This window comes from Novosphingobium resinovorum, assembly GCF_001742225.1.
Taxonomy (GTDB): domain Bacteria; phylum Pseudomonadota; class Alphaproteobacteria; order Sphingomonadales; family Sphingomonadaceae; genus Novosphingobium; species Novosphingobium resinovorum_A.
The window spans coordinates 1609108-1631598 of record NZ_CP017075.1 but is presented as its reverse complement, the minus strand read 5'-3'; the positions used below and the strand labels follow the sequence as shown (position 1 = coordinate 1631598).

General features: G+C 66.9%; 26 protein-coding genes. 10 read left to right on the top strand and 16 right to left on the bottom strand.

Going from position 1 to position 22491, the window contains the following annotated elements:
* Positions 1 to 46: 46 nt before the first annotated feature.
* The 4 genes from BES08_RS07575 to trpB form a co-directional block, all read right to left on the bottom strand.
* Complete coding sequence (locus BES08_RS07575) at positions 47 to 1363, bottom strand: bifunctional folylpolyglutamate synthase/dihydrofolate synthase (protein ID WP_008833301.1); 1317 nt, start codon at positions 1361 to 1363, stop codon at positions 47 to 49.
* Positions 1364 to 1501: 138 nt separating this feature from the next.
* The gene (gene trpA / locus BES08_RS07570; protein ID WP_008833300.1) at positions 1502 to 2278 is read right to left on the bottom strand and encodes a tryptophan synthase subunit alpha; all 777 of its coding nucleotides are present in this window, start codon (positions 2276 to 2278) and stop codon (positions 1502 to 1504) included.
* Positions 2278 to 2529: a hypothetical protein gene (locus BES08_RS07565; protein WP_008833299.1), complete on the bottom strand. Its 252-nt coding sequence runs from the start codon at positions 2527 to 2529 to the stop codon at positions 2278 to 2280. The genes trpA and BES08_RS07565 overlap by 1 nt, the downstream gene beginning before the upstream one ends.
* Positions 2526 to 3764, bottom strand: a complete 1239-nt coding sequence (gene trpB / locus BES08_RS07560; RefSeq protein ID WP_008833298.1) for a tryptophan synthase subunit beta — start codon at positions 3762 to 3764, stop codon at positions 2526 to 2528. Before trpB ends, BES08_RS07565 begins: the two co-directional genes overlap by 4 nt.
* A gap of 316 nt (positions 3765 to 4080) precedes the next feature.
* On the opposite strand from trpB, the gene BES08_RS07555 reads away from it, so the two are divergent.
* Positions 4081 to 4548, top strand: a complete 468-nt coding sequence (locus BES08_RS07555; protein WP_008833297.1) for an outer membrane beta-barrel protein — start codon at positions 4081 to 4083, stop codon at positions 4546 to 4548.
* Between the two features lie 173 nt (positions 4549 to 4721).
* Here BES08_RS07555 and BES08_RS07550 read toward each other — a convergent pair whose 3' ends face one another.
* Positions 4722 to 5363, bottom strand: a complete 642-nt coding sequence (locus BES08_RS07550) for a phosphoribosylanthranilate isomerase (RefSeq protein ID WP_008833296.1) — start codon at positions 5361 to 5363, stop codon at positions 4722 to 4724.
* 74 nt (positions 5364 to 5437) lie between these two features.
* Between BES08_RS07550 and BES08_RS07545 the strand changes: the two genes are divergently transcribed.
* Complete coding sequence (locus tag BES08_RS07545; protein ID WP_008833295.1) at positions 5438 to 5836, top strand: DUF4019 domain-containing protein; 399 nt, start codon at positions 5438 to 5440, stop codon at positions 5834 to 5836.
* A gap of 7 nt (positions 5837 to 5843) precedes the next feature.
* On the opposite strand, the gene BES08_RS07540 is transcribed toward BES08_RS07545, so the two are convergent.
* The 6 genes from BES08_RS07540 to radC all read right to left on the bottom strand — a co-directional run bounded on the left by BES08_RS07540 (position 5844) and on the right by radC (position 10990).
* On the bottom strand, positions 5844 to 6599 hold the full coding sequence (locus BES08_RS07540) for an SIMPL domain-containing protein (RefSeq protein WP_008833294.1): 756 nt from the start codon (positions 6597 to 6599) through the stop codon (positions 5844 to 5846).
* A gap of 294 nt (positions 6600 to 6893) precedes the next feature.
* Positions 6894 to 7571 (bottom strand): orotidine-5'-phosphate decarboxylase, encoded by a 678-nt coding sequence (gene pyrF, locus BES08_RS07535; protein WP_008833293.1) that lies wholly within the window; start codon positions 7569 to 7571, stop codon positions 6894 to 6896.
* Complete coding sequence (locus tag BES08_RS07530) at positions 7568 to 7906, bottom strand: LapA family protein (RefSeq protein WP_008833292.1); 339 nt, start codon at positions 7904 to 7906, stop codon at positions 7568 to 7570. Before BES08_RS07530 ends, pyrF begins: the two co-directional genes overlap by 4 nt.
* Before the next feature lie 187 nt (positions 7907 to 8093).
* Positions 8094 to 9404 (bottom strand): adenylosuccinate lyase, encoded by a 1311-nt coding sequence (purB, locus tag BES08_RS07525; RefSeq protein ID WP_008833291.1) that lies wholly within the window; start codon positions 9402 to 9404, stop codon positions 8094 to 8096.
* A 94-nt stretch (positions 9405 to 9498) separates the two neighbouring features.
* Entirely contained in the window at positions 9499 to 10248 is a 750-nt protein-coding gene (locus BES08_RS07520; RefSeq protein ID WP_008833290.1) for an NRDE family protein, read from the bottom strand.
* Between the two features lie 4 nt (positions 10249 to 10252).
* Positions 10253 to 10990 carry a RadC family protein gene (radC, locus tag BES08_RS07515; RefSeq protein WP_008833289.1) on the bottom strand — a complete coding sequence of 246 codons (738 nt, stop codon included), beginning with the start codon at positions 10988 to 10990 and terminating at the stop codon, positions 10253 to 10255.
* A 53-nt stretch (positions 10991 to 11043) separates the two neighbouring features.
* Here radC and BES08_RS07510 point away from each other — a divergent pair, with 53 nt between their 5' ends.
* From BES08_RS07510 to BES08_RS07475, 8 genes are all read left to right on the top strand, one after another.
* Entirely contained in the window at positions 11044 to 14310 is a 3267-nt protein-coding gene (locus BES08_RS07510; RefSeq protein WP_008833288.1) for an intermembrane phospholipid transport protein YdbH family protein, read from the top strand.
* A gap of 47 nt (positions 14311 to 14357) precedes the next feature.
* Positions 14358 to 14600: a YnbE family lipoprotein gene (locus tag BES08_RS31730; RefSeq protein WP_051211603.1), complete on the top strand. Its 243-nt coding sequence runs from the start codon at positions 14358 to 14360 to the stop codon at positions 14598 to 14600.
* Entirely contained in the window at positions 14600 to 14977 is a 378-nt protein-coding gene (locus tag BES08_RS07500; RefSeq protein WP_008833286.1) for a YdbL family probable chaperone protein, read from the top strand. The genes BES08_RS31730 and BES08_RS07500 overlap by 1 nt, the downstream gene beginning before the upstream one ends.
* Before the next feature lie 349 nt (positions 14978 to 15326).
* Positions 15327 to 15647, top strand: coding sequence for an AtpZ/AtpI family protein (locus BES08_RS07495; RefSeq protein ID WP_008833285.1), 321 nt, complete (start codon positions 15327 to 15329; stop codon positions 15645 to 15647).
* Positions 15648 to 15701: 54 nt separating this feature from the next.
* Positions 15702 to 16484 carry a F0F1 ATP synthase subunit A gene (locus BES08_RS07490; RefSeq protein ID WP_008833284.1) on the top strand — a complete coding sequence of 261 codons (783 nt, stop codon included), beginning with the start codon at positions 15702 to 15704 and terminating at the stop codon, positions 16482 to 16484.
* Between the two features lie 48 nt (positions 16485 to 16532).
* Positions 16533 to 16757: a F0F1 ATP synthase subunit C gene (locus BES08_RS07485; RefSeq protein WP_008833283.1), complete on the top strand. Its 225-nt coding sequence runs from the start codon at positions 16533 to 16535 to the stop codon at positions 16755 to 16757.
* A gap of 104 nt (positions 16758 to 16861) precedes the next feature.
* Entirely contained in the window at positions 16862 to 17356 is a 495-nt protein-coding gene (locus BES08_RS07480; protein ID WP_008833282.1) for a F0F1 ATP synthase subunit B family protein, read from the top strand.
* Positions 17349 to 17933 carry a F0F1 ATP synthase subunit B family protein gene (locus BES08_RS07475; RefSeq protein ID WP_008833281.1) on the top strand — a complete coding sequence of 195 codons (585 nt, stop codon included), beginning with the start codon at positions 17349 to 17351 and terminating at the stop codon, positions 17931 to 17933. The genes BES08_RS07480 and BES08_RS07475 overlap by 8 nt, the downstream gene beginning before the upstream one ends.
* Positions 17934 to 18117: 184 nt before the next feature.
* Here BES08_RS07475 and BES08_RS07470 read toward each other — a convergent pair whose 3' ends face one another.
* The 5 genes from BES08_RS07470 to dapF are packed head-to-tail and all read right to left on the bottom strand — an operon-like array spanning position 18118 to position 22488.
* Positions 18118 to 18837 carry an alpha/beta family hydrolase gene (locus tag BES08_RS07470; RefSeq protein WP_051586711.1) on the bottom strand — a complete coding sequence of 240 codons (720 nt, stop codon included), beginning with the start codon at positions 18835 to 18837 and terminating at the stop codon, positions 18118 to 18120.
* A 48-nt stretch (positions 18838 to 18885) separates the two neighbouring features.
* Complete coding sequence (locus tag BES08_RS07465; protein ID WP_008833279.1) at positions 18886 to 19533, bottom strand: inner membrane-spanning protein YciB; 648 nt, start codon at positions 19531 to 19533, stop codon at positions 18886 to 18888.
* The gene (gene ftsY / locus BES08_RS07460; RefSeq protein WP_008833278.1) at positions 19533 to 20486 is read right to left on the bottom strand and encodes a signal recognition particle-docking protein FtsY; all 954 of its coding nucleotides are present in this window, start codon (positions 20484 to 20486) and stop codon (positions 19533 to 19535) included. Before ftsY ends, BES08_RS07465 begins: the two co-directional genes overlap by 1 nt.
* Positions 20483 to 21661 carry a MiaB/RimO family radical SAM methylthiotransferase gene (locus BES08_RS07455; RefSeq protein WP_008833277.1) on the bottom strand — a complete coding sequence of 393 codons (1179 nt, stop codon included), beginning with the start codon at positions 21659 to 21661 and terminating at the stop codon, positions 20483 to 20485. The genes ftsY and BES08_RS07455 overlap by 4 nt, the downstream gene beginning before the upstream one ends.
* Positions 21658 to 22488: a diaminopimelate epimerase gene (dapF, locus tag BES08_RS07450; protein WP_008833276.1), complete on the bottom strand. Its 831-nt coding sequence runs from the start codon at positions 22486 to 22488 to the stop codon at positions 21658 to 21660. The genes BES08_RS07455 and dapF overlap by 4 nt, the downstream gene beginning before the upstream one ends.
* Between the last annotated feature and the right edge of the window lie 3 nt (positions 22489 to 22491).

Sequence of the window (22491 nt, the reverse complement as noted above, 5' to 3'; positions counted from 1 at the left end):
TTGGCGATTTATCGCCTAGTCGCAGCGGGATGGGATCGCCTTCGCCTCAATCCGGCACTTCGCCGTTGTCCCGCAACACCGCGCCCGCAAGGTAGAGCGAACCCGCGATCAGCACGGCGCGTGGGGCCAGCTTTTCCAGATCGCGCAGCGCCGTCGCCACATCCGGCGCGGAGGACGTCGGCAGCGACCAGCCCGCGAACGCCTCGGGCGGGTGGCAGTCATGCCCCGGCACCGGCACCAGCGTCACGCTTTCGACGAGGCGGTGGAGCGGATCGAGCAGCGCGGCGGGGTCCTTGCCCGCGATCATGCCGAGGATCAGATGCGGCGCCTGCCCCCGTTCGCGCAGGAATGCTTCCAGCGCCAGCCCCGCGTCGCGGTTGTGCCCGCCGTCGAGCCAGACCGGCGTGCCGGGGACGAGCGCGGTCAGCGGCCCGTCGCCCAGCAGTTGCATCCGCGCGGGCCAGCGCGCGGCGCGGATGCCCTCGGCGAAGGCGTGAGGATCAATCTTCAGCACATCCTGCGCGCGCAGCATGGCGACGGCGAGGGCGGCGTTGTCCGCCTGGTGCGCGCCGGGCATCTCGGGCAGGGGGAGGGTCAAAGAGCCGTGGCGGTCCTCGAACCAGATGGCGTCGCGGGTGACCTGCGCCTTCCACTCGGCATCGCGCGACTGCAGCGGTACGTCCTCTGAAGCGGCGAGGGATTGCAGGAACGCGGCGACTTCGTGCGGGTAGTTCTGCGTCACCAGCGGCACGTGCGGACGGCGGATGCCCGCCTTCTCGAAGGCGATGCGGGTGAGCGGCTCGGCGGGCGTGCCGTCCTCGGGGGCGAGGAGGAAGCGTTCGTGGTCGATGCCCAGCGTCGCCATGCCGCAGACCAGCGGTGCGGGCAGCACGTTGGTCGCGTCGAACCGGCCGCCGAGGCCGACCTCGATCACGCAGACGTCCGCCGGATGGCGCGCGAAGGCGAGGAAGCTGGCGGCGATCGTCGTCTCGAAGAAGCTGACTTCGAGATCGTGCGCCGCGTCCAGCACTTCGGCCAGCAGGCTGGCGAGTTCGTCGTCGCCGACCAGTTCGCCCGCGATGCGGATGCGTTCGTTGTAGCGCACCAGATGCGGGCTGGTGATCGCGTGGACCTTGTACCCCTGCGCCTCCAGGATCGCGCGCAGGAAGGCGCAGGTCGACCCCTTGCCGTTGGTGCCCGCGACGTGGAACGCGGGCGCGATGCGCAAGTGCGGATCGCCGAGGCGCGCCAGCAGTGTGCGGATCGCCTCAAGCCCGATGCGGCCTTGCGGCAGCGACAGCGCGGCAAGGCGATCGAGCTGGGCCTGTACGGCGGGGGAGTCCGACACGGCGAAGTCTTTCATGGTGTCCTCGACGGCGCCTTGCGCGTGGGGGCTTCGAGAGGCTGTGTCCGACCCTGTGACAAGCTCCGGGTGAGCGGAAGTGGCGTAAGCCTCCAACACCGCTCAGGCTGAGCTTGTCGAAGCCCCATCGGCTTGGCTCTATCGAGCGGAATGCACCGCCTCGGCGAGCGATGCGGTATAGTCCTGCAGCGGCCCGGGCGCGGCATCGCCATGCTGCTTGACGATATCGATGAAGGCCGAGCCGACGACCACGCCGTCCGCGACCTTCGCAATCGCCGCCGCCTGTTCGGGCGTGCGGACGCCGAAGCCGACCGCAACGGGAATGTCGGTGGCGGCCTTGAGCTTCGCCACCGCGTCCTCGATCGAGCCTTGCGCCGCCTGCTGCATGCCGGTGATGCCCGCGACCGAGACGTAGTAGAGAAAGCCCGAGGAGCCCTCCAGCACCTTGGGCAGGCGCGCGGCGTCGGTGGTCGGGGTGGCGAGGCGGATCAGCGACACGCCTTTTTCACGCAGCGCCGGGCCGAGGGCGGCGTCTTCCTCGCTGGGGATGTCGACGCAGATCACGCCGTCGACGCCGGCCTTGGCACATTCCTCGGCAAACCACTCGGGGCCGCGGATGGTCATCGGGTTGGCGTAGCCCATCAGCACCAGCGGCACGTTGGGGTGACGCTGCCGGAACTCGGCGGCGATGCGAAAGATGTCGGCCGTGCGCGTGCCCTTGGCGAGGCTGCGCAAGTTGGCTTCCTGGATCGCCGGACCGTCCGCCATCGGATCGGTGAAGGGCATGCCCAGCTCGATCACGTCGGCGCCGCCCGCGACGAGCGCGTCGAGGTTCGATGCGGTGTCGCCGTCGCCCCCGGTGATGAAGCAGACGAGCGCGGGGCCTTTGGCGAAAGCGGTTTCGAAGCGGGTCATCAGGAGAACAGCGTCTTTCCGGAATAGCGGAGAATGGCGGCGGTCAGGCCGACGAAAACGGCGAGGTAGGCGAGGCTGACGGCGATGTCGCTCCAGCTTCCTCGAAAGGCGAAGGCCCAGTAATAGCCCGCGCCCGAAAGGTCGAAGGAGCGCACCCGGACGAGGTCGGCGAGGACCTTGATTGCCGGGAACACCGCCATCCAGAGCACGGCGGCGTCGATCAGCGACCGTTGCCACCCGCCCTTTTTCAAAGCTCGACCCCCAGCGCCTCGGCGACGGTGAAGATGTCCTTGTCGCCGCGCCCGGAGACGTTGACGACGAGCAGCTTGTCCGCGTCCAGCTGAGCCGTCAGCTGCGGCAGTGCAGCGAGGGCGTGGGCGCTTTCGAGCGCCGGGATGATGCCCTCCAGCGCGCAGCACAGCTGGAACGCTTCAAGCGCCTCGGTGTCGGTGATCGGCACGTACTTCACGCGGCCCGCCTCGTGCAGCCACGAATGTTCGGGGCCAAGGCCGGGATAGTCCAGACCGGCGCTGATCGAATGGGCCTCGGTGATCTGGCCGTCCTCGTCCTGCAGCAGGTAGGTCTTGTTGCCGTGGAGGATGCCCGGACGCCCGCCCATCAGCGAGGCGGCATGCTGGCCGCTCTCGATGCCGTGACCGGCGGCCTCGATGCCGACCATCGCCACGTCCGCGTCGTCGAGGAAGGGGTGGAACATGCCGATCGCATTCGATCCGCCGCCCACGGCCGCCACCAGCATGTCGGGCAGGCGGCCTTCGGCTTCGAGAATCTGCTCGCGCGTTTCGGTGCCGATCACGCTCTGGAAGTCGCGGACGAGTTCCGGGTACGGGTGCGGACCTGCGGCGGTGCCGATGATGTAGAAGGTGTCGTGGACGTTGGCGACCCAGTGGCGCAGCGCCTCGTTCATCGCGTCCTTGAGCGTTTCCGCGCCGCTGGTGACCGGCACCACTTCGGCGCCGAGCAGCTTCATGCGGAACACGTTGGGCGCCTGACGCTCGACGTCCTTGGCGCCCATGAAGATCGTGCAGGACAGGCCGAAGCGCGCCGCGACGGTGGCGGTGGCGACGCCGTGCTGGCCCGCGCCGGTCTCGGCGATGATCTTGGTCTTGCCCATGCGCATGGCGAGCAGAACCTGGCCGATGCAGTTGTTGATCTTGTGCGCGCCGGTGTGGTTCAGATCCTCGCGCTTGAAGTAGATCTTCGGGCCTTTGCCCTCGGGCGCGAGCTTTCGGAAATGCTCGGTGATGCGCGGCGCCGGATAGAGCGGGCTGGGGCGGCCGACGAAATTCTTGAGCAGATCGTCGAACTCGGCCTGGAACGCCGGGTCCAGCTTCGCGGCACGGTATTCCTTTTCCAGGTCGAGGATCAGCGGCATCAGCGTCTCGGCGACGTAGCGTCCGCCGAACTGGCCGAAGTGACCCGACTCATCGGGGTACGAACGAAGCGAATTGGGGCTCTGAACGGTCATGATCCGGCGCTTGGCAGACCCCCCCGCGCTTGTCCAGACGCCTTGAGGAGAGGGGCCATGTTTGCCCCGGGAACGCCGGAAAACCATGGGTGCCTACAGGGGCTTGGTGATCGCCTGGCGGACATTCAATTGCAAACAATGCAACTGAAAATCGGCAAAAGCACCTAACCGGCATAAACTGCAGTTTTGTGACGTTTTGAACGATTCCAAGAATTTACCGTTCATCTGACTGAAAGGTGACGGGGTCCAGCGGCGGGGCTCCCGACGATAACCCCGATGAGGGTCGGGATCGCAGGAATACTTGGAGTTATATAATATGCGTATTGCACTTGTTTCGCTCGCCGCGGTTGCTGCCGTGGCCGCTGCCACTCCCGCCCTGGCCAACGAGGCTCGCGTCGAAGCACGCGGCGGTGTGATCTGGGACGGTAGCAACAGCGACGCAGTTGCAGGTGTCGCCGCCGGCTACGACTACGACCTGGGCGACAAGCTCTTCGTGGGTGTGCAGGGTTCGGCCGACAAGATCCTGACCGACAACACCCGCGTTTCGTGGGGCGCTGGCGGCCGCATCGGCGTGCAGCCGATCCCGGGCACCAAGGTCTACGCGCTGGCCGACTGGGAATCGAAGAACTGCAAGTACTGCAACAGTGCCGTGGGCGTCGGTGGCGGCGTCCAGCAGGACATGGGCTCGCGCTACTACGTGAAGGCCGAATACCAGCACCTGCTGGTCGGCGACAACACCCCCGACGCCGACCGCGGCCTCGTGGGCGTGGGCGTCAAGTTCTGATCCCACGGATCTGATCGCTGCGAAAGCAGTGTAAGCCAGGAAAGGGGCGGTCCGACGGGCCGCCCCTTTCTTCGTCTGGCCTTCGTCATTGCGAGCGTAGCGAAGCAATCCAGAGCAATCTTGTTGAGTCGCCCTGGATTGCTTCGCTACGCTCGCAATGACGAAAGGTTGGGTCAGGCCGATCGAACCGCCGCGCAGAAGGCGGCAATGCGCGCCTCGTCCTTCACGCCCGGCGCGCTCTCCACGCCCGAGGAGGTATCGACCAGCGGCGCTCCTGTCAGCCGGATGGCCTCGGCGACGTTCGCCGGGTCGAGGCCCCCCGCGAGGCCCCATGCCAGCGGTCCCTTCCAATTCGCGACAAGGCCCCAGTCGAAGCTGAGGCCCATGCCGCCGGGCAGGGCGCCCTTGGGCGTCTTGGCGTCGAAGAGGACAACATCGGCGGCGCCCGCGTAGGCGTTCGCGCGGGTGACGTCGTCGGAGGTGGCGACGGACAATGCCTTCCATACGGGGATGCCGAAGCGGGCACGCAGCTGCGCGGCGCGTTCGGCCGTCTCGGACCCGTGGAGTTGCAGCGCGTCGAGCTTCGCCGCGCCCACGGCCTCGCCGAGCAGCGCGTCGTCGGCGTCCACGAACAGACCGACGCGGCCGATTCGGTCCGCCGCGCGCGCCGAAAGCTGCGCCGCCTGCACCGGGCTCACCGCGCGCGGGCTCTTGGCGAAGAACACCAGGCCGATGTGCGCGGCGCGGGCGCGGATGGCCGCTTCCAGCGAAGCGGCGGTGCTGATACCGCAAATCTTGATTGCCGCTGTTGGCATATGCGCGCCTTGCCCTAAGCTGCGGTCCTGCATGAAATGAAGGACGTGAAGTGAATCGGTTGGGCCGCTATCTAATGCCATTCCTCGCAGCGGCAATGCTCGGCGGTTGCAGCGTGAAGGAGTCGATCCAGCAAGCCGACGCAGAAGTGGTCCGTTTCCACCAGGCGCTGGACGCAGGCCGCTCGCAGGCGATCTGGGATGCGACCGGGCCGGACATGCGCAAGGCCACCACACAGAAGCAGTTCGTCGCCCTGCTCGACGCGGTCCATCGCAAGCTGGGCAACGTGAAGTCGAGCAAGCAGGTCGGCTGGAACCGCAACGCCAGCACCATCGGCAGCTTCACCACGACAACCAACGAAACCGTGTTCGAACGCGGTAGTGGAACCGAGCAATTCGTGTTCCGAAAAAGTGAAGCCGACAAGCTCGCGCTCGTCGGCTATCACATTCAATCGAACGAGATGATGGTCAATTGATGGTCGATCACGGCGCCAGTTCGAACTGCACCGTCACATTGACGTTCATCTCCAACTCGCCCGCAGCGACCGGCGGCGGCGCGGCGGCGGCGACCATGTCACGGGCCTCCTTGCGCACGAACATCACCGGCTGCGGCGAATAACCGCCGCTCTCGCTGATCGAGACGATGCGCGCGACCCGCAGGCCCGATGCCTTGGCATAGAGTTCGGCGCGGGCACGGGCGGACTTCATCGCCTCGACACGCGCCTCGTCCATCGCCGCCTCGGGCTGCGAGAGCATGAAGTTCGGGCCGTTGACCTGGTTCGCACCGGCGGTGACGAGCGCGTCGATCACCTTGCCCATGTCCTGCAACTTGCGCTGGCGGACCGAGACCGAATTGCTCGCACGGTAACCGACGATGCGCTGCTGGCCGTCGTCCTCGTAAGAGCCATCGGGCAGGCGCTTGGGCTGGGCGTAGACCGGATTGACGTTGAGGTTGCTGGTCTGGACATCCTTGTCGGCGATCCCGGCCCGCTTGAGCGCGGCGATCACCTTGGTCATCTGCGCCGAGTTGGCCGAAAGCGCCTCGCTGGCAGTCGTGCCCTGCGTGGTCACACCGGCGCTGTAGTTCGCCATGTCGGGCTCGCGCGTGGACGAACCTTCGGCGGTGACGGTGAGCATCGTGTGCCCGGCCTCGATGGCGGGAGCAGGGGCCTGCTGGGCGAAGGCGGTAGGGGCGGATGCTGCCATAGCCGTGGCGGCGAGCAGGCTCAGGGTCTTCATAATGGGGTCGCACTCCCGGGGGTTGTTCGGTGGACAACGATCTGGACGGAGCGAGGTTGCGAAGGGCTGAACGGTGAAGTGTGCGAATGTTAAGGTGAGCAGAGGAGGAAGCAGGGGTTTACCACCCCTGCACCCCGTGACCCGTCGAGGTCGGGCGCGCAGCATCGTACGGCAATGAGGCTGTGTTGGAAGACCAATAGCCTGCGGCGCAATGTGGACGCGACGCTGCTGCGCGCACAACGATGACAGTAAAGGGGTCTGGGGCGATGGCCCCAGAATCCTCTTTTTCCGTTCTTAAAGAGTAGCCTCGATAGCCTTCGCCGCTGCGAGGGGATCCTCCGCGCGGCTGATTGGCCGTCCGATCACGAGCACGCTGGCGCCTGCATCGCGGGCTTCGCGCGGGGTGACGGTGCGCTTCTGGTCGCCGACTTTGCCGTCTGCCGGGCGCAGGCCGGGGACGACAAAGTAGCCGTCCTTCCACTGCTTGTGCACCGCGCCGACTTCGTGGCCCGAGCAGACGATGCCGTCGAGGCCCGCCGAGTGAGCGAGGTCGGCGAGGCGCAGGGCCTGGTCGTAGGGGTTGGCGTTCACGCCGATGGCGGAGAGGTCGTCTCCGTCGAGGCTGGTGAGCACGGTGACGGCGACGACCTTGCAGTTTTCACCGGCGGCGGCCTTGGCGTCTTCCATCATGGCGCGGCCACCGGCGGCGTGAATGGTGACGATCGAGGGTTGCAGCACGTGGATCGCCTGCATCGCGCCAGCGACGGTGTTGGGAATGTCGTGCAGCTTCAGGTCGAGGAAGATGGGGAGGCCCACCTTGTGCAGTTCATGGACGCCGTGGTGGCCGTGGGCGCAAAAGAATTCGAGGCCCAGCTTGATCCCGCCGATATGGCCCGAGACCTTGCGCGCCAGCGCTTCTGCGGCGTCGAGGCGAGGGAGGTCGAGGGCGAGGTAGACGGGATTGCGGTTCATGACTTCTCGATTTCCGACGGGGTTTCGATTGGGGTGACGAGCACGGCTTCGTGCGCTTCGGCGAGCGAGGGCATCGAGGTGGCGCGCAGCGAGTTCTCGAGGCTGGCGATGCGGCGGTTGAGCCGCCAGCGCACGGCGCGCAGGTAAGCCCACACCGGCAGCATGCCCAGCCCGAAGAAGAGCAGCGCGACGACGCCGACCGGCCATTCGAAGTGGAAGTAGTTGCCGTCTGCCAGAGGCCAGAAGTTTACCGGCACTTTGGTCCAGTTCATCGCGATGAATGCGACGAGCACGGCGGTGAGCACGACCCATGCGATGGTGCGGATGACCTGCATTGTTCCTCCTGCTTTCCCGGCGATGCTAGGCGTGAATTTTCCGCAAGGGAAGGGATTCCGCCGTCGTCCCGGACTTGATCCGGGACCGCTGGCCGAGAACAACATTGCTCTCGGCCAGGCGCCTTATCGACAGCGCGCATCTAAAGACAGCCAGCGGTCCCGGATCAAGTCCGGGACGACGATCGGCTCAGCCGAACACGCGGGCGAAGATCGTGTCGACGTGCTTGAAGTGGTAGTCGAGGTTGAACTTGTCCTCGATCACTTCGGCCGGAAGGGCGGCAGCGACTTCGGGGTCAGCCTTGAGCAGTTCGAGCAGCGAGAGCTGGCCGTCCGATTCCCACACCTTCATCGCGTTGCGCTGGACGAGGCGGTAGCTCTCGTCGCGGGTCAGGCCCGCCTGCGTCAGCGCCAGCAGCACGCGCTGCGAGTGGACCAGGCCGCCCATGCGGTCGAGGTTCTTCTGCATGCGCGCAGGATAGATCAGCAGCTTGTCGATCACACCAGTCAGGCGCGCCAGAGCGAAGTCGAGGGTGATCGTCGCGTCGGGGCCGATGAAGCGCTCGACCGAGGAGTGCGAGATGTCGCGCTCGTGCCACAGCGCCACGTTCTCCATGGCGGGGACGACGGCCGAACGCACCACGCGTGCGAGGCCGGTGAGGTTCTCGGTGAGCACGGGGTTGCGCTTGTGCGGCATCGCCGACGAGCCCTTCTGGCCGGGCGAGAAGTATTCCTCGGCCTCCAGGACTTCGGTGCGCTGCAGGTGGCGGACCTCGACGGCAAGGCGCTCGATCGAGCTGGCGATGACGCCCAGCACGGCGAAGAACATCGCGTGACGGTCGCGCGGGATGACCTGCGTGGAGACCGGCTCGATCCCGAGGCCCAGCTGGTCGGCGACGTACCGTTCCACGGCCGGGTCGGTATTGGCGAAAGTGCCGACCGCGCCCGAGATCGCGCAGGTCGCGATTTCCTCACGCGCGAAGACGAGGCGCATGCGGCACCGGGCGAACTCGGCATAGGCTTCGGCGAGCTTGAGGCCGAAGGTGACGGGCTCGGCGTGGATGCCGTGGCTGCGGCCGATGGTGGGGGTGTACTTGTGCTCCTCGGCGCGGCGCTTGATCGCGGCGAGCAGGGCGTCGAGGTCGGCGAGCAGGATGTCGGCGGCCTTGACCAGTTGCACGTTCAGCGTGGTGTCGAGCACGTCGGAACTGGTCATGCCCTGGTGCATGAAGCGCGCCTCGGGGCCGACCTGCTGCGCCACCCAGTCGAGGAAGGCGATGACGTCGTGCTTGGTCACGGCTTCGATCGCGTCGATCGCGGCGACGTCGATCTTCGGGCTGGTCGCCCACCAGTCCCACAGCGCCTTGCCGGCGGAGGCGGGGACGGTGCCCATCTCGCCCATCTTGACGGCAGCATGGGCCTCGATCTCGAACCAGATGCGATAGCGGGCTTCGGGTTCCCAGATCGCGGTCATCGCGGGGCGGGCGTAGCGGGGGACCATGTTCGACTCCTTGCAGCTGACGCGGGTAGCGGCCAATTCGTGCCGGTGCCGCTAGGCGGCGCGGGCGCGAAAGGCAAGGCGCTTGCGCGGCGATCTACCGGCTTCCGATGCCGGGCCAGGCGAAGTCGATCCGGACGTCGCCGGTGCGGGCACCGTCGGCATCGAAGCTGCGCTCGGCGATCGCGCCCCGGCCTGCGCGGTCGATCATGATCACCGTGCTGCACCGCGTACCGTAAGTCGCATCGCGGATGAAAACCGGCGCGAAGCGCGGTTCGGGGCCGAGTTCGGGGCGTGCGGGCGCCGGTGCGGGTGTCTCGTCGCGCAGCGCGTCGAGGAGCGGCGCGGGATCGGACGATCCATTTTCCAGCCACCGTTCGATCGCTTCCCCCACCTGCAGCGTCTTGGGCCAGGGCACGTCGAAACCGCCGTTCGACAGCCCATGGATTCCCGGAGACAGCGGCCGCGCCTCGACCTGCGGGTGATTGGTGAGGAACGAGGCCTCGCCCGTATCGGCCAGGATCAGGTTGAACGGATTCATCTGCGCCATCGCGTCGGTCAGCGTGTCCGGGAGCGCGCCCTCCAGCAGATCCGTTACCAGCTTCCCGCGCGAGGGACGGCCGGGCTGCGAGCCTTCCGGCACGCGGTAGTTCGTGACGAGGGCGAAGCGGCCTTCTTCGGTGACGCCCAGCCAGGTGCCGCCGCCGGTGAGGTCGGTCCCGGCGATGATGCCGTCCGGCCTGTGCGCGAGCGGCGCGGCGGGACGGGCATGGAACTCGTCGCGGTTGCCCGCCACGACGAGGAGCCAGTTGGGATGGGCATCCCAGGCGACGGCCGCGACGCACATGGTGTCAGATCAGTCCCTTGGCACGCAGTGACATGTGGCCCTCGCGTCCGATCACCACGTGGTCGTGGACGGAGACGCCGAGCAGGCGACCGGCCTCGGCGATGCGGTTGGTGATGTCGATGTCCGCCCGGCTCGGCTGCGGCGAGCCCGAAGGGTGATTGTGGACGAGGATCAGCGCCGTGGCGCCAAGGTCGAGCGCGCGGCGGATCACCTCGCGCGGGTGGATCGCGGCCTCGTCGATCGAGCCTTCGCCGACGAGGTCGTCGAGGATCAGCATGTTGCGGGCATTGAGGTAGAGGACGCGGACGCGCTCGACCGTCAGGTGCGCCATATCGATCGTCAGGTAGTCGATGAGCGCGTGCCACGAGGACAGCACCGGTGCCTCGCGCACTTTCTGGCGGGCCATGCGGGTGGCGGCGACGGTGACCACGCGCAGCGCCGCGGCGGTGGCCTCGCCCATGCCGGGGTGGGCGGCGAGGGCGCGCGGCTCGGCCTGCAGCACCCCTGCGAGCGAGCCGAAGCGATGGATCAGGCTGCGCGCGAGCGGCTTCATGTCGCGGCGCGGAACGGCCTGCATCAGCAGGAGTTCAATGACCTCATGATCCGCCAGAGCCTCCGCCCCGCCATCGAGCAACCGCTTGCGCAACCGTGCGCGGTGGCCGCTCGAATCATTGGCAAAATCGCCGCGCGCCTCCCTGAGGGGGAGGGGGCGTTCATCGAAGAGGGGAGGTTGTCCGTCCATGCTGCGTACAAACAATTGCCTTTCCCGTCCGCCCGGCGCAAGTGAACGATCGGATGTCGCAAGAGATCGACCAGACCCCGGACACCGACGAGGCCGCTACCGGGGGCCTTTCTTCGCGTGGGCGCTTTCGGAGCGGCCACAGTTGGCGCAGGCGCTGGGGCGCTCCCGTGCTTGTGGTGGGCGGCCTGCTGGCGGCGGCGCTGGGTGCTGCCTGGCTATCGCGCGAGGAGATCGCGGCGAACCTCATCGAGCGCGAACTCGATTCGCTGGGCCTCGATGCCCGCTACGAGATCGTGCGGATCGGACCCTCGGAGCAGGTGATTCGGAACCTCGTCATCGGCGATCCGGCGCGGCCGGACCTGACGGTGCAGGAACTGCGGGTGGCGACGCGCCTTTCCTGGGGACTTCCCGGTATCGGCCGGATCACCGTGGTGAAGCCGCGCCTCTACGGTTCGTGGCGCGGCGGCAAGGCCAGCTTCGGCAGTCTCGACAAGGCGCTGTTCAGCGGCAAGGGCGGGCCGTTCGAGATGCCCGACCTCGACCTTGCGGTTGTCGACGGGCGCGCCCTGATCGACAGCGACCACGGCCGCATCGGCGTCAAGCTGGCGGGTGAAGGCGAATTGCGCGGCGGGTTCTCCGGCGAACTGGCGGCCTTGTCGCCCGCGCTCACCGGCGGCGGCTGCTCGACCGGGCGCGCGACGATTTACGGCAAGTTGACGACTTCGGCCGCGAAGCCGCGATTCGAGGGGCCGGTGCGGCTGGACAGCCTGTCGTGCCCATCGCAGGATCTGCGACTGGCCAAGGCCGGTGTGCAACTGGACGTGACGCTCGACGAAGCGCTCGACGGGGCTTCGGGCAAGCTCGGCCTTTCCGCCGGAGCCGCGCGCTTCGGGGTTCAAAAGCTGGCTGGAGCGAGCGGCTCGGGGCGGTTCACCTATCGCGGCAACGCCTTGAGCGCGACGTACCGGGTTACCGGGCGCGGACTCGACACGCCGCAGGCGCGGATGCGCGAAGTCACCCTCGAAGGGCGCGCGCGCTCCACCGGCGGCATCGCGCGATTCGATGTGGACGCGGACCTCACCGGCAGGGAACTGGCGCTTGGCAATACCGTGGACCGCGCACTGCTCTCAGCGCAGCAGGCGGCCGCCGGAACCCTCGGCGCGCCGATCACGGCGCAAGTGCGGCAGGCGCTCGGCCGCGAGATGCGTGGCAGTACGATCAATGCGGGCCTCCTCGTGCGCAATTCGCGCGAGGGCCTCAGCGTCGTCGTCACGCGCGGGTCGCTGAAGGGCGGCAGCGGCGAGTCGGTGCTGTCGCTTTCGCGCGTGCAGGCGATGTTCGGCCGCAAGGGCGGCGTGCCGAGGGTGAACGGCAACTTCACGACCGGCGGGCGAGGGCTGCCGCAGGCGTGGGGGCGGATGGAGAGCGGCGACGACGGCCACCTCGCCATGCGCGCGACGATGACGGATTACCGCGCCGGATCGGCGATGGTCGGCGTGCCGAGGCTGTCGCTGGAGCAGGCGCCAGACGGCGCGCTCTCCTTCAACGGGCAGGTCGTCCTCAGCGGCGATCTTCCGGGCGGCAACACGCGCAACCTGCAGCTTCCGGTCGATGGCCGATGGGGCGCGGACGGCAGGCTCGCCGTGTGGCGCCGCTGCACCGACGTCGCGTTCGATGCCCTGAGCTTCTCCAACCTGACCATCGACAAGCGCAAGCTCACCCTGTGCCCGGCGCGCGGCGGGGCGATCGTGGAAGGGCGCCCCGACAACCTGCTGCTCGCGGCAGGCATGACCGCGCTCGACTTGTCCGGGCACCTTGGCGAGACGCCGATCCGGATCGCCAGCGGGCCGCTCGGCTTCGCGATGGGCGGGGGCAGGCCCGGTGTCCTCAAGGCCAGCGCCATCAACGTGGCGCTTGGCCCGGCGGACACCGCATCGCACTTCCTCGTCAGCCATCTCGACGGGCAGATCGGCAAGGACATCGCGGGCACCTTCGATCAGGCCGACATCAGCCTTGCCGCCGTACCGCTGGACATGCGGCAGGCTGCGGGCCGCTGGCGCTATGCCAGCGGCGTGGCCTCGATCGAGGGCGCACAGTTCACGCTGGTGGACCGCCAACAGGTGGCACGCTTCCAGCCGATGGTGGCGCGCGACGCGACGCTGCAACTGGCCGACAACCGCATCACCGCGCAGGCCCTGCTCCGCGAGCCGAGCAGCGACCGGGCGGTCGTCCGCGCCGACATCGTCCACGATCTGTCGAGGGCCGACGGTCATGCGAATCTCGCCGTCGAGGGGATTGTCTTCGACGACAAGCTGCAGCCCGACGCGCTCTCGCGGCTGGTGCTGGGCGTAGTGTCCGACCTCAAGGGCGTCGTGCGCGGCACCGGGCGGATCGACTGGAACCCGAAGAGCGTGACCAGCCGTGGCCGCTTCTCCACTGACGGCGTCGATTTCGCAGCCGCTTTCGGTCCGCTACGGGGGCTGTCGGGCGAGGTGGTGTTCACCGACCTCCTCGGCATGGTTACCGCGCCGAATCAGAACGTACGCATCGCCTCCATGAACCCGGGCATCGAGGTGACCGACGGCACGCTCTCCTACGAGATACGCCCCGGCTACAACCTCATCGTCCACGGCGGAAAGTGGCCGTTCATGGACGGTACGCTGACCCTCGACCCGGCGAAGATGCAGATCGGGGCGGCGGAAACACGCTACTACACGCTGCGCGTCACGGGCCTCGACGCGGCGGACTTCGTGCAGCATCTCGAACTCACCAACATCAACGCCAGCGGCATATTCGACGGCGAGCTTCCGCTCATCTTCGACGAAAACGGCGGCCGGATCGAAAACGGCTTCCTTCGCTCGCGCGATCCCGGCGGCAACGTCTCCTACGTCGGCGCGCTGACGTACAAGGACTTGTCGGCCATGGGCAATTACGCCTTCGACGCGCTCAAGTCGGTGAACTACAAGAAGATGGAGATCGGGCTGGGCGGTTCGCTCTCGGGCGATATCGTCACGAAGATCAGCTTCGACGGGCTCAGCCAGGGGCAGGGCGCCAGCAAGAACTTCATCACCAAGCAGATCGCGAAGCTGCCGCTCCGCTTCATCGTCAACATCAAGGCGCCGTTCTTCAGCCTGTTCGGCTCGATGCGTTCGCTCTACGATCCGACGTACGTGACGGACCCGAGGGTGCTCGGCCTGCTCAATACGGACGGGACGCGCTCGACCACCGCGCCCGATGCGACGCTCAATCTGGCGCCCCCCAAACCGACTTCGGCTCCATCCGGCGCTATTCAGCCTCCAGTCAGCGAGAAAAAGCCATGATGCCCTCGGAATTGACCGGAAGCCCTCCGGCTGCGACAAGCCCGGTGATGATCGACGGGTATTCGACAGAGCAGCAGGTGGGCACACGGTCCGGCAGGCGCGCCGTTCGCGCCGCAATGATGGCCGCGACGGTGATGGCGGTCGCTTTCGGTCTCGGAGGCTGCATTCAGGTTGCAGCCCCCGACAAGCCGATCGTGATCGAACTCAACATCAACATCCGGCAGGAAGTCGTCTACCGCCTAGCCGCCGACGCGGCCAAGACGGTGGACGAGAACAAGGGCATTTTCTGATGACGAGCATTCGTTTCATTGCCGCCGCAGCTGTAACGGTTCTCGCCGTCGCCGGTGCGTCCACGGCTTATGCGCAGCGCTCGCCGGAATACGTCGCTGCGCGCGCGGCCGGGCAGGTCGGCGAGCAGCGCGACGGCTATCTCGGCGTGATCAGCGGCGGCGGGGACATCTCCGCCATGGTCCGCGACATCAACAACAAGCGCCGCTCGGTCTACACCACCGCCGCCCAGGGCAAGAGCACCATCGAGGAATACGCCTTCACCACCGGCTGCAAGCTGATCCGCGACACCAAGCCCGGCGAGAAGTACCAGGGCCTCGACGGTTCGTGGAAGACGCGCGGCGCCGGTGCGCCGGAATTGGACCCGCGCTGCCCGTGACATTGATATCCATGAGGCGGTGAAAACGGGGCGCGGCCAAAAGTACTAGGTCACAGGCGTTCAACACTTTCGTCACCGCACTGACGAATCAAGAAAAGGCCGGAGGCGGGCACGCTTTTCCGGCCTTTTTCGCGTCCATTCCGGCTGCATCGCCATTGCGGTATTGGGTGGATCGCCGCAGTTCTACTTCATCCGTGTCGCATCTTCGCCCCGTGTCCTGTCAACAACAGGCGCTGAGGAGCCGCCGCCCCGGTTGACTCGGGATAAGCCCCACCCTAAGGGGCCGGTGCTCTTGGCGGGCAGCCGTCGTTTGTGTCTAACGTTCCTGTCATCGTGAGGAGGACGTGACATGACCGACGAGCAACCTGCACGAGACCCTGTTGGCGAGGATGCGCGCATCGATTCGCTCGACGAAAGGCTGAAGGCCCTTCGCGAGCGGGAAGAGGAACGCAACCGACCGAAGGCCGGCGCGGAAACCGATGCGAGCTATCGCATGGGCAACCGGGTGCTTTCGGAATTGCTGGGAGGTGTCGCGGGCGGTCTGTTCCTGGGATGGCTCATCGGCCATTTCAGCGGATATATGGCCTTGAGTCTGATGGTGATGCTGTTCGTGGGAATTGGTATTGCCTTCAGGAACATACTAAGGATTACGAACCAGCGTCCTGACTGACCCGCGAATTGGGGAGTGGGGCGCTGTAGTTCAATAGGCGACAGGGGTAATCGCGTGGCAGCCGAAGCGAAGCTCGATCCGATGCACCAGTTCCAGCTTGAAAAGCTGGCGGGCGCGGACTGGAACATTGCCGGTTACAATATCGCCTTCACCAACAGTGCGCTGTGGATGGCCATCGCCACCCTCGCGCTGATCGTGTTCGTTGCGGGCGGCATGAAGCGTCAACTGGTGCCCGGTCGCTGGCAGATGGCGGTGGAAACCTTCACCGGTTTCATCGACGGCATGCTCGCCGCGAACGTCGGCAAGAACGGTAAGAAGTACGTTCCGTACATCTTCTCGCTGTTCATGTTCATCCTTTTCGCGAACTTCCTCGGCCTGATGCCGCTGGGCGTGCTGGGCGTTCACGCCTTCACCTTCACCAGCCACTTCTCGGCCACGGGCGTTCTTGCGGTGCTGTCGTTCTCGATTGTGCTGATCGTCGGCTTCGCCAAGCACAAGCTGCACTTCTTCTCGCTTTTCGTGCCGCACGGTACGCCGGCGCTGATGATCCCGATCATCTTCGTGGTCGAGCTGATCTCGTTCCTGGTGCGCCCGTTCAGCCTCGGCCTGCGACTGTTCGTCGCGATGATGGCCGGACACGTGCTGCTCGAAGTGCTCTCCAGCTTCGTGATCTCGGGCGGCAACAACGGCCCGATCATGTTCGCGATCGCCGGCATTCCCAGCTTCGTGCTGATGGTCGGCATCTGCGCGCTGGAACTGCTGGTCGCCGGCATCCAGGCTTACGTCTTCGCTCTTCTCACCTGCGTCTATCTCAACGACGCCGAGAACCTTCACTGATCATCTTTTTTCGCCTCACTTGCGGGCACACCAAAGGGAGTTTTTGATATGGACGCAGAAGCTGCAAAGCTGCTCGGAGCCGGTTTCGCTGCAATCGGCGCCGGCCTCGCCTCGATCGGCGTGGGCAACGTTTTCGCCAAGTTCCTCGAAGGCGCGCTGCGCAACCCGGGCGCCGCTGACGCCCAGCAGGGTCGCCTGTTCATCGGCTTCGCCGGTGCAGAGCTTCTCGGCCTGCTTTCGTTCGTCATTGCCGCGCTGCTGATCTTCGCCTGATCGCTCGCGTTTGACCGGATTTCCGGCCGCCCTGACCCTTTGGTGAGGCGGCCGGGATTTCCGGCAAGATTTTTTCCGGCTTCCTTCGAGACAGGGCTGAACCCATGCCTCAGATCGCTCAGCTAGGCGAGTTCTACTCCAGCCAGATCTTCTGGCTGTTGATCTTCTTCGGTATCACCTTCTTCGTCGTTGGACGGGGCATGGTGCCGAAGGTGATGGACACCGTCGCCAGCCGTGACAACCAGATCGCCGCCGACCTCAAGGCAGCCGAAGCCGCTCGTGCCCAGGCCGATGCCGAAGAGGCCTCCTGGCGCACCCGCGAGAACGCCAACCGCGCTTCGGCGCAGGGCACCATCGCCGACGCCCGCGCCAAGGCCGCAGCCGCTGCCGAGCAGCGCCTCGCCGTTGCCCAGGCATCGATCGACGCCACCCTAGCCGGTGCGGAAACCCGCATCGCCGAGGCGCGCCGTGCCGCTGCCGACGATATCGAGACCGTGGCCGCCGAGGCGACCCGCGACATCGTCAGCCGCATCGCCGGCCTGTCGCTGGGCGACGACGTCGTGCGCGGCGCCGTGAAGGAGAACCTGGTCCATGGCTGACGCCAACGCCGCCGTCGAGCACGGCCTCGACCATGAAGCCGCCGAAGTGACGGGTGCCGAAGGTACGCACGCTTCGACCGAGCATCACGCCGAACCGCTGTTCCTCGGCTTCGCGCCGCCGGTCGCGGTCGTCAGCAGCTCGATGATCGTGCTGCTCGCGATCCTGGCCTGGAAAGGCGTGCCGAAGATGATCGGCAAGGGTCTCGACGGCAAGATCGCCGAGATCAAGGCCCAACTCGCCGAAGCCAAGTCGCTGCGCGCCGAAGCGGAAGTCCTTCGTTCGGAATACGCGAGCAAGATCGCGAACGCCGAGAAGGACGCCGCCGCGATGCTCGACCATGCCCGTCACGAAGCCGAGGCGATCGTCGCCAAGGCCGAGGCGGACACCACCGAGACCATCGCCCGCCGCGAGAAGATGGCGCAGGACAAGATTACCGCAGCCGAGTTCGCTGCCGTGACCCAGCTGCGCAATCAGGCTGCCGCTGCCGCCGCCGCTGCCGCGAAGGGCCTGATCGCCGCGAACCATTCCGCCGCCGCCGACAAGGCGCTGGTGGACCAGGCGATCGCCGGGATCTGATTTTCCGCACCTTTGCGGGTGGGATCAAGAAGCCTCCGTCCTTGGGCGGAGGCTTTTTTTGTGCGCGCCTGCATTACAACAAGGTGTCACTATGTGCATTCGCGGTCCGCTCATGGCCTGAGCGGCTGCCGACAGTATCGTGGCCGTACCTTTGTAGGAAAGACGCAGGTTTTCGGGAACACCCTCATGTCTGTTCGGACTGCATCTCCAAGAAACCGGAAACCGCCGCCCACGCGCGGCTGAACTCGGAGGATCGTAGTCGGTCGCAGTCATGACCGCAGGCGAGCGATACCACGCGCGCGCTCGGGGGCAGGTGGCGTCGGAAGTCGGACGGGTCGGCGCCATAGTCGTCGGCATCGCCCTGGACGATCAGCAGCGGCTTGGTGACGGCAGGCAGGTGCGCCGTCCGGTAGGCTTGTGGCTGGCGCTCCGGATGCCGGAACGGGTACGCGAAGCAGACGATGCGGGCGATTGCGCGATGATCGGCGACACTGGTGGCCGAGATGCCGCCTGCAGAATGTGTCACGATGCAGGCGGCATGATCACCCATCGCATCCAGCATTCGTCGCAATTGCCGCGCGTCGTTGGCAGACCGGCCGTGGAGGAATGTGTAGAGGTGGTCGTAGCGGTGCTGATCCAGCACCACCAGCACGAGCCGCAGCAGCATGCGTAGCATGCGGCGCGGCGCGGTGTCGCGGTCCCGCCAGCACAGTCGGGGCCATCTGGCGACGATGCGCGCACCGATGTCCTCGTAAGACCGGGTATAGTCGGATACGAACCAGTGCACCTTGAACCCTTGTGCTTCCAGCATCAGCAGGATGCGTTGGATATCGCCCGAATCGCGGGTCTTGTCGGTGCGGCCCACGACGATGATCGTGCGGGCAGGCGGGGTGATGTGATGCATGCGCCCTCTGCGCGCGGACGGCCTGATGTCGCGGACGGTAGGTCGAGTTCAATCGTGCGGCGGGTTCTCGACCAGTTCTTCCTTCGCGCTTTCGCCCATGCCGTGCTTCAGCACCATCGGCAGCTGCGAGAACGTGAACAGGAACGAAAGCACCGTGAAGCCCCAGAGCTTGGCCTGCAGCCACGTGTCGAAGCTGACGGTATAGACCAGCACCGTGTTCAGCACCGCCAGCACCAGGAAGAACCACGCCCAGTTGCGCGACAGGATCATCCAGCCGGCGTCGTCCAGCCCCTCGAAGGCGGCCTGCAGCAGGTACTTGAGCATCGCCTTGCCGCGCCACAGCCCGAAGAACAGCACGGCCGAGAACATCAGGTAGACGGCGGTGGGCTTGAGCTGGATGAAGATCGCATTGCGGAACACCACCGTCAGCGCGCCGAAGCCGAGGATCAGCACCGTCGTCAGCCACAGCATCGGCGAGACATGGCCGAGCCGCCACTTCGACACGACCAGCGCCGCCACGGTCGCGACCATGAAGGCGATCGTGCCCTTGATGACGGCGGTGACGGTGGCGATCGAATTGCCGTCGCCCTCGGGCGAGAAGTGCCGGTAGGCGAGGAAGAACACCAGCAGCGGCCCGAAATCGACGACGAGGTTCAGCCAGCTGGATTTGGGCTTCTTGGCAGCATCGGCGCTCATCACGCGATCCCCGCGATGACCCGCGCGAGCAGGTCGGGGTTGAAGGGGCGCAAGTCGTCGATCTTTTCGCCGACGCCGATGGCATGGATCGGCAACCCGTACTGCTCCGCCGCCGCGACGAGGACACCGCCGCGCGCGGTGCCGTCGAGCTTGGTCATGATGAGCCCGGAAACGCCAGCCACTTCCTTGAATATCTCGATCTGCGAGAGCGCGTTCTGGCCGTTGGTGGCGTCCAGCACCAGCACCACGTCATGCGGCGCGGCGGGGTTCAGGCGGCCGAGGACGCGGCGGATCTTGGCCAGTTCGTCCATCAGTTCGCGCTTGTTCTGGAGGCGCCCGGCGGTGTCGACGATCAGCGCGTCGATGCCCTGCTCGGTCGCGGCCTTGAGGCCGTCGAACACGATCGAGGCGGGGTCGCCGCCCTCGGGACCGGTTACGATCGGGATCGAGAGGCGCTCCGCCCAGACCTTGAGCTGGCCGATCGCGGCGGCGCGGAAGGTGTCTCCGGCTGCCAGCATGACCGAATAGTCCTGCTCCTGGAACAGGTGCGCCAGCTTGGCGATCGTGGTGGTCTTGCCCGAGCCGTTGACGCCGATCACGAGGATCACCTGCGGGCGCGGGAAGGCGACGATGTCGAGCGGCTTGGCGACCGGGCGCAGGATTTCGGCGATCTCGCGCGCGACGACTTCCATGATGGCGCGTTCATCCGCGTCGCGCTCGAAGCGCTCCTCGGCCAGCCGGTCACGGATGCGGGCGGCGGCGCGGGGGCCGAGGTCGGACATGATGAGCGCGTCTTCCAGCGCATCGAGCTGCGCCGAGGTCAGACGGGTGCCGCCGCCAAGGCCCGCGAGGTTGCCCGCGAGGCGCTGCGAGGTCTGGCGAAAGCCTCCGAAGAGACGGTCGGACCAGTCGCTTGATGCCCCCTCGTTTTGCTGGGGGTCAGGGGTACTCATGCTTCCAGCATTCCTTCGACAATTCGGGTCGGGGTCACTTCCACCAGCGCGCCGGGCGGCGTGCCGGGGGGAACCCGGACGGGCGCGAAGTCGGCCGCGTGGCCGCTCCCGCCCCTTTCGGCGAGCACCCATAGCGGCAAGCCCAGATGCGCGGCAAGCCACGATGCGCGGGTTTCCGCGACCTTTGCGCGCAACTGCGCGGCGCGGGCGCGGATCGTCGCATGCTCCACCTGCGGCATGCGCGCGGCGGGGGTGCCGGGGCGCTGCGAGTAGGGGAAAACGTGGCCGTGGACGACACCCAGCGCCTCGATGATCGACAGGTTGGCGGCGTGCGCCTCGTCGTCCTCGGTGGGGAAACCGGCGATGAGATCGGCACCGATGGCGATCTCCGGGCGGCGAGCGCGCAGGGCTGCAACGAGGTTCACCGCGTCGGCGCGCGAGTGGCGGCGCTTCATGCGCTTGAGGATCAGGTCGTGGCCGTGCTGCAGCGAGAGGTGCACATGGGGCATGACCCGCGCCTCGGAGGCGAGGAGGTCGAACAGCAGGTCGTCCACTTCGGCGCCGTCGATCGAGGAGAGGCGCAAGCGCGGCAGGCCGGGGAAGCGGGTAAGGATCGCTTCTGCCAGCGTACCGAGGCGCGGCTCTCCGGGCAGGTCGTCGCCCCATGAGGTGAGATCGACGCCGGTGAGGATCACTTCCTGTACGCCTGCGTCGAGGTGGCGGGCCACGTCGTCCAGCACTTGCGTGACGGTGCGCGAGCGGCTCGGGCCTCGGCCTTGCGGGATGACGCAGAAGGTGCAGGCGTGGTCGCAGCCGTTCTGTACCTGCACGAAGGCGCGGGTGTGGGCGCGGGTTTCCGGCGCTCGCGTGGCGAGCGGCACGTTCCAGGCGCGCGGGTCGAGCTTGGCGGTGTTGGCGATGAGGCCGTCCACCTCGGGCATCGCCGCTAGCGCCTCGCGCTCGACTTCGGCCGCGCAGCCGGTGACGAGGAGGCGCGCGTCGGGACGGGCCTTGCGGGCGCGACGGATGGCCTGGCGGGTCTGGCGCACGGCTTCCGCCGTGACCGCGCAGGAGTTGATGACGACGAGGTCGTCCGCCTCACCCAGCATCCCGCGCAGGGTCTCGCTCTCGGCGAGGTTCAGGCGGCAGCCGAGCGAATGGACCTCGACGGTCAAATGGCGATCCTGATGTGCGCTCCGAAATCGGCGGCGTCGAACGAACCGCGGAAGGCTTCGGTCGCGGGGCCGGTCATGACGATCTCGTTGTCCTCGCGCCACTCGATCACCAGCGGGCCGCCGGGCAGCGTCACGGTGACGCGGCGGTCGACGAGGCCGCGCTTCATCGCGCCGATCGCGGTGGCGCAGGCGCCGGTGCCGCAGGCGCGCGTGAGGCCCGCGCCGCGCTCCCACACGCGCAGGGTGATCGCGTCTCGCGCGGTGATGCCAGCTACGTTGACGTTGATGCGCTCGGGGAACAGCGGGTCGGTCTCGATCATCGGGCCGATGCGGGCCATGTCGATCGCGTAGGGATCGGCGACGAAAAAGATGACGTGCGGGTTGCCGACGTTGACCGCGATCGGGTTCACCAGTTCCTCCCACGCGACGGGCATGGCGTGAGTGTCCATGGCGTAGGCGAGGGGGATCGCGTTCCAGTCGAAGCGCGGCTTGCCCATCTGGACGCTGATGCCGCCATCGGTGGGCGTGGAGATGACGAGCCCGCCGAGCGTCTCGATCCGGGCGGGTTCACCGTGCAGCAGGCCGACCGCGCGCGTGGCGTTGCCGCAAGCCTCGACCTCGCTGCCGTCGGCGTTGAAGATGCGCATGCGGAAATCGGCGTCCATCGAGGGTTCGAGGACGATGAGCTGGTCGCAGCCGATCCCGGTGTGGCGGTCCGCCAGCGCCGAGGCGAAGGCGGCGTCCACCGGGGGCAGCGCGTGCACGCGGCCGTCGAGCACGATGAAGTCGTTGCCCAGGCCGTGCATCTTGGTGAAGTCGATCCGCATGCG

What these genes read in the sequence shown, in the direction of transcription:
- BES08_RS07495 (WP_008833285.1), top strand. Translation starts at nt 15,327, where the DNA reads ATGACCGACGAGCAACCTGCACGAGACCCTGTTGGCGAGGATGCGCGC.
- BES08_RS07555 (WP_008833297.1), top strand. Translation starts at nt 4,081, where the DNA reads ATGCGTATTGCACTTGTTTCGCTCGCCGCGGTTGCTGCCGTGGCCGCT.
- BES08_RS31730 (WP_051211603.1), top strand. Translation starts at nt 14,358, where the DNA reads ATGATCGACGGGTATTCGACAGAGCAGCAGGTGGGCACACGGTCCGGC.
- trpA (WP_008833300.1), bottom strand. Translation starts at nt 2,278, where the DNA reads ATGACCCGCTTCGAAACCGCTTTCGCCAAAGGCCCCGCGCTCGTCTGC.
- BES08_RS07485 (WP_008833283.1), top strand. Translation starts at nt 16,533, where the DNA reads ATGGACGCAGAAGCTGCAAAGCTGCTCGGAGCCGGTTTCGCTGCAATC.
- BES08_RS07530 (WP_008833292.1), bottom strand. Translation starts at nt 7,906, where the DNA reads ATGCAGGTCATCCGCACCATCGCATGGGTCGTGCTCACCGCCGTGCTC.
- BES08_RS07480 (WP_008833282.1), top strand. Translation starts at nt 16,862, where the DNA reads ATGCCTCAGATCGCTCAGCTAGGCGAGTTCTACTCCAGCCAGATCTTC.
- BES08_RS07540 (WP_008833294.1), bottom strand. Translation starts at nt 6,599, where the DNA reads ATGAAGACCCTGAGCCTGCTCGCCGCCACGGCTATGGCAGCATCCGCC.
- BES08_RS07550 (WP_008833296.1), bottom strand. Translation starts at nt 5,363, where the DNA reads ATGCCAACAGCGGCAATCAAGATTTGCGGTATCAGCACCGCCGCTTCG.
- BES08_RS07545 (WP_008833295.1), top strand. Translation starts at nt 5,438, where the DNA reads ATGCCATTCCTCGCAGCGGCAATGCTCGGCGGTTGCAGCGTGAAGGAG.
- BES08_RS07470 (WP_051586711.1), bottom strand. Translation starts at nt 18,837, where the DNA reads ATGCATCACATCACCCCGCCTGCCCGCACGATCATCGTCGTGGGCCGC.
- BES08_RS07500 (WP_008833286.1), top strand. Translation starts at nt 14,600, where the DNA reads ATGACGAGCATTCGTTTCATTGCCGCCGCAGCTGTAACGGTTCTCGCC.
- BES08_RS07520 (WP_008833290.1), bottom strand. Translation starts at nt 10,248, where the DNA reads ATGTGCGTCGCGGCCGTCGCCTGGGATGCCCATCCCAACTGGCTCCTC.
- BES08_RS07465 (WP_008833279.1), bottom strand. Translation starts at nt 19,533, where the DNA reads ATGAGCGCCGATGCTGCCAAGAAGCCCAAATCCAGCTGGCTGAACCTC.
- radC (WP_008833289.1), bottom strand. Translation starts at nt 10,990, where the DNA reads ATGGACGGACAACCTCCCCTCTTCGATGAACGCCCCCTCCCCCTCAGG.
- BES08_RS07475 (WP_008833281.1), top strand. Translation starts at nt 17,349, where the DNA reads ATGGCTGACGCCAACGCCGCCGTCGAGCACGGCCTCGACCATGAAGCC.
- ftsY (WP_008833278.1), bottom strand. Translation starts at nt 20,486, where the DNA reads ATGAGTACCCCTGACCCCCAGCAAAACGAGGGGGCATCAAGCGACTGG.
- purB (WP_008833291.1), bottom strand. Translation starts at nt 9,404, where the DNA reads ATGGTCCCCCGCTACGCCCGCCCCGCGATGACCGCGATCTGGGAACCC.
- BES08_RS07575 (WP_008833301.1), bottom strand. Translation starts at nt 1,363, where the DNA reads ATGAAAGACTTCGCCGTGTCGGACTCCCCCGCCGTACAGGCCCAGCTC.
- BES08_RS07510 (WP_008833288.1), top strand. Translation starts at nt 11,044, where the DNA reads ATGTCGCAAGAGATCGACCAGACCCCGGACACCGACGAGGCCGCTACC.
- trpB (WP_008833298.1), bottom strand. Translation starts at nt 3,764, where the DNA reads ATGACCGTTCAGAGCCCCAATTCGCTTCGTTCGTACCCCGATGAGTCG.
- dapF (WP_008833276.1), bottom strand. Translation starts at nt 22,488, where the DNA reads ATGCGGATCGACTTCACCAAGATGCACGGCCTGGGCAACGACTTCATC.
- pyrF (WP_008833293.1), bottom strand. Translation starts at nt 7,571, where the DNA reads ATGAACCGCAATCCCGTCTACCTCGCCCTCGACCTCCCTCGCCTCGAC.